The 13192-nt window shown below is 71.8% G+C and carries 6 protein-coding genes and 1 pseudogene; 5 read left to right on the top strand and 2 right to left on the bottom strand.

Annotation, left to right across the window (positions count from 1 at the left end; genetic code table 11):
* Nucleotides 1-5 precede the first annotated feature (5 nt).
* Nucleotides 6-776 (bottom strand): hypothetical protein, encoded by a 771-nt coding sequence (locus AB0M18_RS34715; protein WP_365765158.1) that lies wholly within the window; start codon nt 774-776, stop codon nt 6-8.
* Nucleotides 757-6258, bottom strand: coding sequence for a condensation domain-containing protein (locus AB0M18_RS34710; protein WP_365765156.1), 5502 nt, complete (start codon nt 6256-6258; stop codon nt 757-759). The genes AB0M18_RS34715 and AB0M18_RS34710 overlap by 20 nt, the downstream gene beginning before the upstream one ends.
* Before the next feature lie 741 nt (nt 6259-6999).
* On the opposite strand from AB0M18_RS34710, the gene AB0M18_RS34705 reads away from it, so the two are divergent.
* The 5 genes and pseudogenes from AB0M18_RS34705 to AB0M18_RS34685 all read left to right on the top strand — a co-directional run.
* Nucleotides 7000-8235 carry an ATP-grasp domain-containing protein gene (locus AB0M18_RS34705; RefSeq protein ID WP_365765154.1) on the top strand — a complete coding sequence of 412 codons (1236 nt, stop codon included), beginning with the start codon at nt 7000-7002 and terminating at the stop codon, nt 8233-8235.
* Complete coding sequence (locus AB0M18_RS34700) at nt 8232-9482, top strand: MFS transporter (protein WP_365765152.1); 1251 nt, start codon at nt 8232-8234, stop codon at nt 9480-9482. The genes AB0M18_RS34705 and AB0M18_RS34700 overlap by 4 nt, the downstream gene beginning before the upstream one ends.
* Nucleotides 9483-9531: 49 nt before the next feature.
* Entirely contained in the window at nt 9532-12657 is a 3126-nt protein-coding gene (locus AB0M18_RS34695) for an amino acid adenylation domain-containing protein (RefSeq protein ID WP_365765150.1), read from the top strand.
* Between the two features lie 125 nt (nt 12658-12782).
* Nucleotides 12783-13046, top strand: a complete 264-nt coding sequence (locus tag AB0M18_RS34690) for an NAD(P)-binding protein (RefSeq protein WP_365765148.1) — start codon at nt 12783-12785, stop codon at nt 13044-13046.
* Nucleotides 12979-13192, top strand: a pseudogene (locus AB0M18_RS34685) (hypothetical protein); the annotation flags it as partial. The gene AB0M18_RS34690 and the pseudogene AB0M18_RS34685, both read left to right, overlap by 68 nt.

Here is a 13192-nt window from a genome sequence, read left to right as displayed (position 1 = left end):
GTGGGTCAGGACGACGGCGTGTAGACGAACGGCTGCGTCCCGACCACGGTCCGGAATCCACGCTTGGCGAGGATCGGTTCCGAGGTGGGCAGGGCGTCGGTGAAGACGAGGTCGAGGCCCCGGGCGGAGACCTCCGCCAGCCGGGAGCCCACGACCGCGGTGAACATGCCGCGGAGCCGGTGCGTCGTCTTCGTCCGGCCGCCGGCCAGTTCGGCGTAGCCGGCGCCCTCGGGGTAGTGCACCCGCCCGCCGGCCACGGGCTCCGAGCCCACGTAGGCCACGTGGACGCTCATCACGTCCGGCGTCTCCTGCAGGCAGGCCCACAGCCGGCGCCGCTCCGAGTCGGCGTTCTTGCGGCCGATCTCCCGGGCGATCTCGGCGTAGTCGGCCAGGCCCTCCTCGTCGACCACACGGCGCACGTCGAAGGCGCTGGGGTCGAAGACCGCCATCGTCTCCGCGTCCAGCGGAAGGGCCAGCACCTGCTCCCGGTCGTCGGCGACGAAGCCGGCGGCCTCCAGGCGCGCGGCCAGGTCGGAGGGCGCGTCGTGGGTGTAGAGCTTCCACTCCAGCTCGTAGCCGTCCTTGTCCGCGAGGGCCTTCTCGGCCTCGATCACGGCGTCGGCGTCGTCCGCCGAGAGCCGGGAGAACCGGATCTGGCAGGACGAGCGGTCCTCCGAGAACTCGCGCACCACGCCGCCGAGTTCGGCCCGCTCACCGGTGGCGGCACGCCCGTGGTCCAGGGCGGCCAGGAAGTTCTTACTGGGGAGACCGGTCATGGGGGAATTCCTCCTGGGTCAGGATGTCGCTGATGGGTCGTGCGGTGGTCATGCCGTCGAGCACCGTCTGCAGGCGCCGCAGGATCAGCTGCGCCAGGTCCGGCGAGAAGACCTCCGTGTTGTAGCTCATCGCCAGGACCAGGCCGTCCGCGTAGCGCTGGAAGACGAACTGCAGGTCGGCCTGCTTGGCGCGCCGGTGGATGTCCTTCGGAACGAAGGCGACGGTCGCCCCGGCCGGTGCCGCGTCCCAGCCGGACTCCATCTGGTCCAGGTTGACCACGACGTCGAAGAGCGGGCTGCGCTCGGGGCCCCGCTGCCAGCCCAGGTCGCGCATGATCTCGCCGTACGGGTACTCGTCGTGCTCGAACGCCCGCAGGATCGTCTGCTGGGCCCGGGCGAGCAGCGCCGGCACCTCGTCGTCCGCGGCCACCTTGAGGCGCAGCGGGACGGTGCCGATGAAGGTGCCGATCTGGTCCTCGAACTCCTGCCGGTCCCGGCCGAGGGAGTACGTCCCGATCAGGGAGTCGGTGACCCCTGTGGTGGCGAGGAGCAGCCCGACCGCGCACCAGCCGACGGTGAACTCGGTGACCGAGTGCTGCCGGGCGAGCGCCCCGAACCGCTCGGCGAGGTCGGTCGGGAGGGTCAGGTACAGCCGGTCGCCGGCGAGCGCGCTGACCTCGGGCCGCGGCAGGTCGGCCGGCAGCGGTACCGGCACGGTCAGCCCGCTCAGCTCCCGGCGCCAGAACTCCCTGTGCTCGCTGCGGACTTCGGGGGTCAGCCGGTCGTTGCGCCAGGCCGCGGCGTCCTTGTACTGGATCGGGAGTTCCGGCAGGTCGGCGGCGCGTCCGGCCACCAGTGCCTCGTACAGCTCGTGCCAGTCGCGGAAGAGCACCCGCGCGGACGAACCGTCGGCGAACACGTGGTGGATCGACGTGAGCAGCAGGTGGGTGTCGGTCTCGAGGCGGATCAGGTCGGCCCGCACCAGTGGCTCCCGCGCCGTCTCGAACGGCTCGTCCTTGCGGGCGACCACGAACTCGTGGACCTGCTCCGCGGAGCTGCCGGTCATGTCGTGGAAGCGGTAGTTGAGGGGGAGGGCACCCGGCGCGTGTACGGTCTGCACCGTCCGACCGTCGACGAGGTCGCAGGTCGTCCGCATGCTCTCGTGCCGCTCGACCAGCAGCTCGAAGCCGCGCCGCAGCAGCGACGGGTCGAGCGGGCCGCGCAGTTCCTGCAGGTCGTTGCGGTGGAAGGCACCGGGGTAGGCGCTCCCGCGGTCGATCTCCATCAGCAGGTCCTGTGTGCGGGCGCCCTCGTACTCCCCCGGGCCGCCCAGGCTCGGGATCGGTGCGACCACCTGCCGCTGGGCCTCGGCCAGGGCCTCGGCGAGGCCGGCGATCGTGGGGCTGACGAAGAACGTCTTCAGGTCGAGCGTGACGCCCAGTCGGCTCTGGACCCGTGCCAGCAGCTTGATGGCGCGCAGCGAGTTGCCGCCGACATCGAAGAACCGGTCCTCTTCCGTGACTTCGGAGACGCCCAGCACCTCGCACCAGATCCGCGCGAGGTCCTGGGTGACGGCGTCGGAGGGCCTCTGTGCTTCGGCCGGAGCGAGGGCGGGGGCGGCTGCCGTGGCCGGCTCGGCCGTCGTGCCGTCGGCCGGGCTCGCGGCGAGGCGCATCGGGGCCGAGGGGTCGTCGAGCGCCCGGTCGAGCAGGCGGCTGATGTCCGCCCAGAGCCGGTCGATCATCTCCGCGGTGAACCGGCCGCTGTCGAAGCGGATGGCCGAGCGGACCGTGCCCTCCTCCTCCGCCATCATGATGTTGATGGGGACGTCCCTGGTGTCCAGGTTCACCTCGACCGGCCGGACGGTGAGGCCGGGGCCCGCGAGAGCGCTGTGCGGCGCCTCGTCGTCCTCGCCGAACTGCTGGAACGCCACGATGACGTCGAACAGGCCCGAGGCCTGGAGCAGGCCGCGCTGCTGCAGCTCCTCCACCAGTTCCTCGTACGGGTAGTCGCTGTTGCGCAGGGCGTCGACGAACGTGGTGCGGACCGTCTCCGACAGCTCCTCGAAGCTGCCGTCGGCGTCGACCCTCAGTCGGAGCGGCAGGGACCGGATCAGCATCGCCACCAGCTGCTCCAGCGACTCGCTGTTGCGCCCCGCGATCAGGGTGCCGATGACCAGGTCGCCGTCCCGGCTGTACCCGTGGAGCGCGGCGGCGACGGCGCTCAGCATCGAGGTGAACACCGTCACCCCGCCGGCCTGGCAGAACGACTTGAGCCGCTGCCACAGCGGCACGGGGAGCTCGTAGTGCCGGTAGGCGCCGCGGTAGGAGGGGAGGTTCTCCGAGGCGGCGGGGGCGGCCGGCAGGTCGAGGGCCGCCACCGGGGTTCCGAACCGGTCGAGCCAGTAGGCGGCGGCATCGTCGTGGCGGCTGCCGGCCTGCTGTGCCAGCTTGCGGTAGTGCTCGCCGTAGCCGATGCCGATCTCCGGCAGGTCCAGGGCCGCGCCCCGGTCGAAGTGTGCGTAGTAGGCGCCCAGGTCCCGGACCAGCAGCCCCAGCGACCACCCGTCGACGACGACGTGGTGGGTGCAGAGCGTCAGCAGGTGACGGTCGGCGCCGATGGACGCCAACTGGGCCCGCAGCAGGGGGCCCTTCGCGAGGTCGAACGGACGGGAAGCGAAGGCCTTGGCCAGCGCGACGCTGTCCACGGCGCCGTGCGCGTCCCCGTCCAGCGGCGCTTCCAACAGCTCCAGCGGCACGGTGAATCCGGCCGCCGGGGTGATCCGCTGGGTCAACTCCTCGTCCGCGTAGGAGAACACGGCCCGCAGCGCGTCGTGCCGCGCGGCCAGTGCGTCCAGCGCACGCCGCAGCGCCTCGGCGTTGACCGTCCCGGTCAGCTCGAAGCTGCGGATCAGGTTGAAGGCCACCGAGCCGCCCGCGAACTCGGCCGCGAGCCATACGTTCAGCTGCTCCGCGGAGGTCGGCGCGGCGTCGAGGTCCGGCTGCGTGGCGGGCGTGGCGGGCGTCGTGGTGGCGAAGGTGGTGGTGTCCACCAACTTCTCCAGGTAGGCGGCGAGTTCGGCCGGCGTCTCGTAGTCGAAGATCGCGTAGGGGTCGAGCTCCACGCCGTACACCGTCTGGAGCCGGTTGAGCACCTGGGTGGCGCCGATCGAGTCGCCGCCGAGGTTGAAGAAGGACTCGTCGGGAGCGATGGTCGCGATGCCCAGCACGCCCTGCCAGGCCGCCAGGACCGACCCGAGCACATCGGCGGGCTGAACGGCCTGGGCCGGGTCGGCGGCGACCGTCGCGCCGGTGACCGCTTCGCCGACCTGCGGGGCGGGCGCCACCGTGTTGGCGGGGTCCAGCCAGCAGCGAGTGCGGTCGAACTGATAGGAGGGCAGCTCGATCCTGCGGCCGTCGCCGGCGGTCTCCGCCCACCTCCAGCGGGCCCCTGCCATATACATGTCACGCAGAAACGCCTCGAAGGCATCGGGGCGTTCGGCGAGCGCCACGACGGAGCGTGCGGCGCCACCGCGGCCCGCGACCGCCGAGGAGACCGTCGACATGGGGCCGGCCTCGACGAACAGCACCCGCTGGTCGCCCAGCGCGGCGAGCAGCCGGTCGACGCGTGCGTCCAGGTCACCGGCGTCGGCGTCCTCGGCGTTCACCGCCTGCCGTACCGCTTCGGCGAGTTCGACCCGGCCGAGGCTCGCGTCGACCACCAGCTTGCCGACGCCCTCCCCGACGACGTGGCGCGACTCGACGCCCATCCGCCCCAGCAGGCCGTACATCGCGTACTGGAAGGCGAACCGGCCCGCCTTCGGGTCTCCGGCGTGCGCACCGGCGGCTTGCTCGGCCTGGACGTACAGCCGGTCGAACTCGGGGTGCGCGCGGCGCAGGGAAGCGGTCAGCGAGGCCGACGCCGTGCACCGTCCGGAGACCAGGATGACGGTGACCGCGGTGCTGCTCTCCGGGCCGGTCGTCGCGGGGTCGACGAGCGCGGCGGTGAGCCCGGCCGTATCGGCCGCGGTGACGCAGGCCCGGTACGGGAAGTGCTGCCGGCCCGTGACCAGGGTGCGCTGGACGTCCTCGATGCGCAGGTCCGGGTGCTCGACGAGCCAGGACCGCAGGGCCTCGACATTGGCGGCGAGCGCGGTGGCGGTCTTCGCCGAAACGGGGATCCAGTTACCGGTGTTCGAGGACGGGCCCGGCTCCTCGCGGGCGGGCGCCTCCTCAAGCACGGCGTGCACGTTGGTCCCCATGACGCCGAACGCGCTGACGCCGGCCCGGCGGACGCCGGCGGCCGGCTCCCACGGCGTCAGTTCCCCGGTCACGGTGACCGCCGAGTTCGCGAAGTCGATCAGCGGGCTCGGCGTCTGCGCGTGGAGGCTGGGGAAGAGCTGCCGGTTGCGCAGTGCGAGCACCGCCTTGACCAGGCCGGCCAGGCCCGACGCGCTCCAGGTGTGCCCGATGTTGCTCTTCACCGAGGAGAGCGCGCAGAACTGCTTGCGGTCCGTCACCCGGCTGAACGCCAGGTCGATGGCCTCGATCTCGATCGGATCGCCGAGCCGCGTGGCGGTCCCGTGCGCCTCGATGTAGGAGATCGTGGTGGGGTCGACGGCGGCCTTCGCCCACGCCTGCTCGATCACCTCGGCCTGCGCCGAGCTGTCCGGCGCGGTGAGGCTGCCGGAGCGGCCCGCCACGTTGTTGGCCGCGATGCCCTTGATGACGGCATGGACGACGTCCCCGTCGCGCAGCGCCCGGTCCAGCGGCTTGAGCAGGACGCTGACGACGGCCTCGCCGGAGCCGGTGCCGTCCGCATCCGCCGAGAACGCCCGGGTCTTGCCGTCCGCGGACCGGATGCCGAGGTCCAGCTCGTCCTCGTCGTCCTTCGGGTCGCCGAAGAGGTTCAGGTTGACGCCGCAGACCAGGGCCAGCTCGGCGTCGCCGAGCAGCAGGTCGTTCACGCCGTGGTGGACGGCGAGCAGGGCCGACGAACAGGACGAGTCGACCATGGCGGCCGGCCCGCGGAGCCCGAAGAACCGTGCGATCCGGCCCGCGGTGGCCGCGGCGTGGGTGCCCATCACCATGGTCGGCTCGACCTGGCGGGCGAGCTGCTGGTAGACCAGCCGGGTGTCGCCGACGTAGACCGAGGTCCGGGTGCCGTCGAGCGAGGTCGGATCGTATCCGGCGTTCTCCAGCGCCTGGTAGGCGCTCTGCAGGAGCAGCCGGTGTTCCGGCGCCATGTTCCGCGCCTCGCCCGGGGAGATCCCGAAGACCGCGTCGTCGAACGAGTCGATGTCCTCGATGTAGCCGTTGAGCTGGTACCGCGCGCCGATCGACAGTGACGTACGGCCACGGCGCTCGGCGGACAGCTCCCGGACGCTGTCGCGGCCGTCCTGGAGATTCGCCAGGAACTGCGACAGATCGTCGGCCTCCGGCATCCGGACGGCCATCCCGATGACCGCTACATCGCGTGCCACGACCGGGATCTCCCCGGCAATCGTGACGCCCCCGTCCACAGACATAGTCCACCCCTTCTAGATCGCATTCGCAATACGGTCGGCCGGGGATCGTCCCGGACGCCCCCGACCAGACAGGGCGAAAACCCCGGTTTCGAAATCGATCCACCCAGTGCATCGGCCTGCACCACTCCCGCACGAGCAAATGGGCTTCGTTCCAATCGGGGTGGGGCTCGATGCACACGCTCCCCGTCATGCCCATGCCGCACTGGAAAAACACTAGAGCACACGACCACAGATCGTCAGGGCCGACGCAAAGATTTCACGACCGAGACAAGGCCCGAATGAGCGTTCGGTGACGTTTTGCGGTGACCGTTTCAGCCTGTTCTGCCATGCAAAAACCCGCATGGGCAGCTCGAAATCTTCAAGATCTTTTTACCATCTGGACACTCGGCCACCACTCGAAGGGGGAGTCGCAAAAGTCACCTTCGGGGCAGATCAAAGGAATTCGTCCCAGCGTTTTCATCCTTTGACGTGATCACCGGCAGGCTGATAGAAGATTCCCCGAATGGAATGCCTGTCCGGGATGGAGCGGCGACGGCCGGCATCGAAACCGAAGACCTGCCGCAGTACCGGGGCGCACATTCGCCATCAAATTCTGTGTTCGCCGTCCCGCCTCGATTGAGCCGGCGAACGAACCGATCGCCCTTGCCCTCGGCGGCGCGGGCGGCCGGTCAACGACCTATGGATAGGTGTGCACAAATGTCCACCACCGTTTCTCCCCGAGTTCTGATGATCGGCTGGAACACCCCGGCGTTCCTGGCGCTCAAGGAGCACCATGCCGATGTGGTGTCCGTGATCGCTCCCCGGCACGTGCGCAGGGCCAAGTCCCACGCCCCGGACGCAACCCACGTGGTCGTGCCGGACGACGGCGATGTGGAGCAGATCCTGGCCGGCCTGGCCAGGGCCGAGATCGCGATCGACGGGTTCGACTTCGTGTGCACGATCGGCGAGTGGCCGATCGTCGCCGCGGCGCTGCTCGCCGAGCACGGAAAGGCGGTCGGCATGAAGCTCTCCGCCGCGATCGCCCTGCGCGACAAGTTCGTTCAGAAGCGCCTCGTCCGCGAGGCGGGACTTCCCGTGGCCGGTGCGCAGACGCCGGACCTCCTGTCCGACCTGGACGGCGAGCAGCTGACCTATCCGATCGTCATCAAGCCGCTCACCGGCGCCGGTTCGCAGGACACCCACGTCGTCTCCGACGCCGCCGAGCTGGCCTCCCTCGTCGAGACCTACCAGCAGCCTCCCCGCGGCCCTTGGCTGATGGAGGAGTTCATGGAGGGGGAGGAACTCCACCTCGACGGGGTCGTGCGGGCCGGAGTCGTCCGGGCGCTCTCGGTCTCGCGCTACTTCCAGAACGTGATCGACATCAAGTGCGGCGGACTGGTCGGGTCGGTCCTACTCGACCCGAACGAGAACCCGGACCTCTACTCGAAGGCCCGGTCCCTGCTCACCGGGGTCCTCGACGCCCTCGGCCACGAGGACGGGATCTTCCACGCCGAGGCCTTCGAGAAGGACGGCGAGCTCACGTTCAGCGAGGTCGGTGGCCGCCTGGGCGGCGGCGTCGTCCAGGACATCGTGCTGCGCCGCTTCGGCGTCGACCTGTCCGACGAGTGGGCCCGCGCGGCGCTGGGCCTGCCCCCGGGCGAGCCGGCCGAGCCCGGCAAGGAGCAGTGCGGCTGGGTCCACCTCCAGGCACCGGCCGGCGTGGCGGAGCACGTGCCCGACGAGTCGGAGCTCCTGGCGCAGCCCGGCTGCGTGGAGGCCGCCATCAGCATCGGCCCCGGTTCGCAGATCCCGTCGTTCAGCGCGGCGTCGAACATGAAGGCCGGCGCCGTGATCGTCGTCGGCGACAGCGAGGAGCAGGTCCGCGAGCGCACCCTCGCCGCGGCCGCGTGGTTCTCGCAGGCCGTGACCGTGCAAGCCCCGGAAACGGTGTGACGCAGACAGCCAGGCCGCCCCGGGCCGCGATCCGCCGCGCACTGAAGTCCGTGCTGCCGGAGCCCGGCCCGGGGCGCAACCTCTACTGGTCCACGCTGATCAACTCCGCCGGCAACGGCCTGTTCCTGACCACGAGTTCGCTCTACTTCGTGCGCTGCGTCGGCCTGACGCCGGCCGAGGTCGGGCTATGGCTCACGGTCTCGGGCCTGATCGGCATGCTGGCCGGCGTCCCCGTGGGCCGCATCGCCGACCGCCACGGACCGCGCGAGACCTACGTCGTGTCGCTGGTCGCGGAGGCACTCGCGACCGGCGCCCTGCTGCTCACCCGCTCGCTGGTCTCGTTCGTGGTCGTCACCACCATCGCCTTCCTGGCGGCCTCGGCAAGCAGTTCCTCGCGCGGGCCGCTGGTCCGCGCCGCCGGAGGCGAGCGGGCGGCCCAGCTGCGCTCCCGCCTGCGCACCGCGATGAACCTGGGCGTCACTCTGGTCGGCCCGGTGGCGGCGGTCGCCATCAGCGTGGACAGCCCGCTGGCCTACCAGTCGATGATCGCCTGCGACGCCCTGTCGTTCGCCGTGTGCGCGCTGATGACGCTCAGGATGCCGCGCGTGCCGGGCACCAAGGCCACCGGCACCGCGAGCAGGCGGTGGCGGGTCTTCACCGACCGCCCGTACCTGACGCTGATCGGGATCAACGCGGTGATCATGCAGCAGTTCCCGGTCCTCACCCTGGTCCTGCCGCTGTGGATCTCGCTGCACACCCAGGTGCCGCGCTGGGTCGTGGGGCTGGTGGTCCCGCTCAACACCGTCCTGGTGGTGTTGCTGCAGGTACGGCTGTCCCAGGGGATGGAGTCTCCGGTCTCGGCAGCCCGCGTCATGGTCAGAGCGGGGCTCGCCTTCCTGGCCTCGCTCGCACTGATCGGCTTCCTGGGGCACATGTCGGCGGCCCCGGCCACGGTCGCCCTCATCGTCGCCATCGTCGTGTACACCCTCGGGGAGATCTGGTCGACCGCGTCGGTCTACGAGCTGAGCTTCGGCCTGGCCCCCGCGGAGGCACAGGGCGAGTACCTCGGGCTGCTCTCCAACGGCACTGCGATAGGACGCCTCACCTCCCAGGCCCTGGTCACCACGCTGTGCCTGACCGTCGGCACGGCGGGCTGGATCGTCCTGGGGCTCCTGCTGCTGGGCGCGGGGCTGGTGGCCGTGCCGACCACCAAGTGGGCCGGGCGAAAGCAGGCCGCCCCCGCGTAAGTGGGCCGGGCGCAACAGGCCGCCCCCGCGTAACTCCGAAAGGTCAGTCATGATCCTCACCAGCTACGACCCCGAACCGGGCGGCGCCGGCAACGTCTACCACGAGATCGAGGGCCACTGGGATGTGGCACGGCTGGAGGCGGCGCTGCGCACCGTGGTGGCGCGGCATCCGGCGCTGCGCACCACGTTCGCCACCGACGGGTGCCAAGTGGTGCACGACGACGTGCCGGTGCACGTCCGGGTCCGGGACCTGCGGCAACTGCCGCGCCGGGCACGCGCCCAGGCGCGGGCCGCCTACCGGGAGCGCGCCTCGCACCGGGTCGCCCCACCGGACCGGGCGCCGTCGGTGCACGTCGAGGTGAGCGTCCTGGCCGACGACCGGATGGTGCTGCACGTCAACCATGACCGGCTGACCATGGACGCCGGCAGCATGTTCCTGTTCTTCCGGGAATGGTGGCGGGCCTACCAGGGCGACGCCCCCACGGAGGCGGAGACCGCGTTCCCCCGCGAGGTCGCGGAACCGAAGGGGCCCCGGGACGACGCCGAGGCCCAGCGCTCCCTGGCCTTCTGGCGCGAACGGCTCGACGCCCTCCCGCTCGCCCCCGACCTGCCGCTGGCCCCCAATCCCCCGGTGGCCCGGCCGCGGTTCACGCAGCGTCAGGTACGGCTGACCGCCGGGCGCTGGGCCGCGTTCAGGGCGCACGCGCTCCGCCTGGGCATCACGCCGAGCACGGCGCTGCTGACCGCCTACGGCCAGGTGCTGGCGTACTGGGGCGGCGGCGAACGGTTCACGATCGCCACGACGGTGGAGCGCACCGCCGGGAGTCCCCTGCCACCCCGCGGCGCGATCGGCGGCTTCTCGGACATCCTGCCCGTCGAGGTCGCCATCGACCCGGCGGCCACGTTCGCGCAGCGCTGTGCGCCGGTGCAGCAGCGGATGCACGCCGCCGCAGAGCACGGCCACGCCTTCGGCGCCGCGTCACGCCAGGCGGCCGGGTCCGGCACCGCGTACCCGCAGGCGCCGTACGCGTTCACCTCCGCCATCGGGCACGAGCGCTCCGGCCTCGACGGAGCCGCGCTCGAGCTGTTCGGCCGGGAGGTCTTCTCGGTCGGCCAGGCTCCGCGGACCCACCTCGACGTCTTCGCGATGGAGCAGGCGGGCGACCTGGTCGTGCGGGTCGACTCGGCGGACCGGCTGTTCCCGGCCGGGCTTCCGGCTGCCCTGGTCGCCGGCTTCCAGCAGCTGCTGGACCAGCTCTGCGACGCGGCGGGCTGGACGGAGACCACGCACGACCTGCTGCCCGAGGAGCAGCGGCGGCGGCGGGCCGAGACCAACGACACCGCGGCGCCGCTGCCCACGCGCATGCTGTGGGAGGACGCCGTCGCACAGGCCGCGGCGCGTCCCGACGCCCCGGCGGTGATCACCACGGGTGGCGTCGTGAGTTACGGCGGACTGCTTCACCGCGCGCAGGGCGCCGCCGCGTGGCTGCGGGAGCGCGGGGTCGGCCGCGGCGACCTGGTCGGGCTGGTCATGCGGCGCGGGCCGGAGCAGATCATCGGCATCCTGGCCTCGTTGCTCGCCGGGGCCGCGTATCTGCCGGTCGACGCGGACCTGCCCGACGAGCGACGCGCGTACCTGCTCCGCGACGGCGGGGCGCGGTGCGTGCTCACCAACGTGCCCGGCAACGTGCCCGGCAGCGGCGCTCCCGGTACGGAGCCGGACACGCTGCTGCTCGACGCGGCGCGGCCGGTGGTGCCCGTCGAGCCGGTGGAGCCGGCCGCCGGGGCGACCACCGACGACCTCGCGTACGTGCTCTACACCTCCGGTACCACCGGACAGCCCAAGGGCGTGATGGTCAGTCACCGCAACGTCGCGAACGTGGTCGCCGACTGCACGGCCCGGTTCGGCGTCGACGCCACGGACCGCTTCTTCGGCATCAGCGCGTTCAATTTCGACCTGTCCGTGTACGACGTGTTCGGCGCGCTGTCGGTCGGCGCGGCGATCGTGCTGCCGGACGCGGACCGTGCGGCGGATCCCGCCCACTGGCTGGACCTCTGCGCGGAGCACCGCGTGACGGTGTGGAACTCGGTGCCGGCGATCATGGCGATGCTGAGCGAGCAGGCCGAGTCGGCGCCGGGCCGGATCGGCGCGCTGCGGCTGGTCATGATGAGCGGCGACCGGATCCCGCCGGAGTTCCCCGCAGCGCTCCTCCAGCTCAAGCCCGACCTCGAGGTCGTCTCGCTGGGCGGCCCGACCGAGACGACGATCTGGAACATCCTCCACCCGGTGGACGCCGAGGACGACGGCAGTCGGCCGGTGCCGTACGGGCAGCCGAACCGCAACAACACCGCCCACGTCCGCGGCCCCGAGGGCTGGGATCGACCGGACTGGGTGGCCGGAGAGATCTGGGCCGGTGGCACCGGCGTGGCCCAGGGCTACCACGGCGACCCCGCGCGCACCGCGGACCGCTTCGCGGACGGGCTGTACCGCACCGGTGACCTGGGCCGATTCCTGCCTGACGGGTCGATCGAGATTCTCGGCCGCAGCGACTTCCAGATCAAGGTCAACGGCTACCGGATCGAGGCGGGCGAGGTCGAGACGCGGCTGACGGCCCTGCCCGAGATCCAGCAGGCCGTCGTGGTCCGACAGGCCGGGACGTACGGCGACCGCCTGGCGGCACACCTGGTCCCGGCCGGTGTGAATCGCCCCGGACCGGACGAGCTGCGCGAGCGGCTGGCCGTGCACCTGCCCGGCTACATGATCCCGACCGTGGTGGTCTGGCACGAGGCGCTGCCGCTCACCCGCAACGGCAAGGTCGACCGCGGCCGACTCACCGCGATCCATCCGGAGCCGCCGACACCCGCCGAACCAGTCGCCTCGGCCGCACCGGCCGCCCCGGCCGCCCCGGCGGTCGCGGCGGAGCCGACGCCGGCGGATGGGCTCCCGGCCGGCGGGTCCGTGGAGGCCGAGCTGGCGGACGTGTGGTCCCGTATCCTGCGCGTGCCCCCGGTCACGCCGGAGACGGACCTGTACGACCTCGGCGCCGACTCGCTGACCGCCATCCGGCTCCTCAGCGAGGTGCGCAAGCGCTTCGGCGTGACCATCCCGCTGGCCCAGATGCACGAGGTCCGCACCGTGCGCACGATGGCGGCACGCGTGCGATCGGGCGGGTGAGCGGGTAGCCGCCGACGTTCCCGGCCGCCCGGTCGAGCGCGACGTTCCCGGTCGGCCGGTCGGGAACGTCGCGTCGAACGGCTTGTATCGGATCAACCTCGGATCAACCCTGGATCGGAGATGGTGTGGGCGACAACGACATCGACGCGGTCGTGGTCGGCTCCGGCCCGAACGGGCTCGCGGCCGCCCTGGTCCTGGCCGCCGCCGGGCTTCGGGTCCAGGTCCACGAGGCGGCCGACAGTGTGGGCGGCGGTGTCCGCACGCGGGAACTGACCTGCCCCGTTCTTCCGCGCCTTCGATCTGGCCTCCCAGGGTGTCCGGATGGCCTGGCCGGAGGCGTCGTACGCCCACCCGCTGGACGGCGGCCGGGCCGCGGTGGCGTGGCGTGACCTGGACCGTACCGCCGCCGGGTTGGGACCGGACGGACCCAGTTGGTCCCGCCTGCTCCGCCCGCTGGTCGATCGGACGGAACCGCAGCCCGAGGCGTGCGAGGGCCGTCACCTGCGCGGGATCCCCCCGCAGGTGACGGGCCTCG

This window comes from Streptomyces sp. NPDC051909, assembly GCF_040681095.1.
Taxonomy (GTDB): Bacteria; Actinomycetota; Actinomycetes; order Streptomycetales; family Streptomycetaceae; genus Streptomyces.
Note: the sequence above shows the minus strand (reverse complement) of the source record. Positions and strands in the feature narration are given on the sequence as shown.

Bases quoted from the DNA above. Each gene is read 5' to 3' on its own strand.
- AB0M18_RS34715 (WP_365765158.1), bottom strand. From the start codon at position 776: ATGACCGGTCTCCCCAGTAAGAACTTCCTGGCCGCCCTGGACCACGGG.
- AB0M18_RS34705 (WP_365765154.1), top strand. From the start codon at position 7,000: ATGTCCACCACCGTTTCTCCCCGAGTTCTGATGATCGGCTGGAACACC.
- AB0M18_RS34695 (WP_365765150.1), top strand. From the start codon at position 9,532: ATGATCCTCACCAGCTACGACCCCGAACCGGGCGGCGCCGGCAACGTC.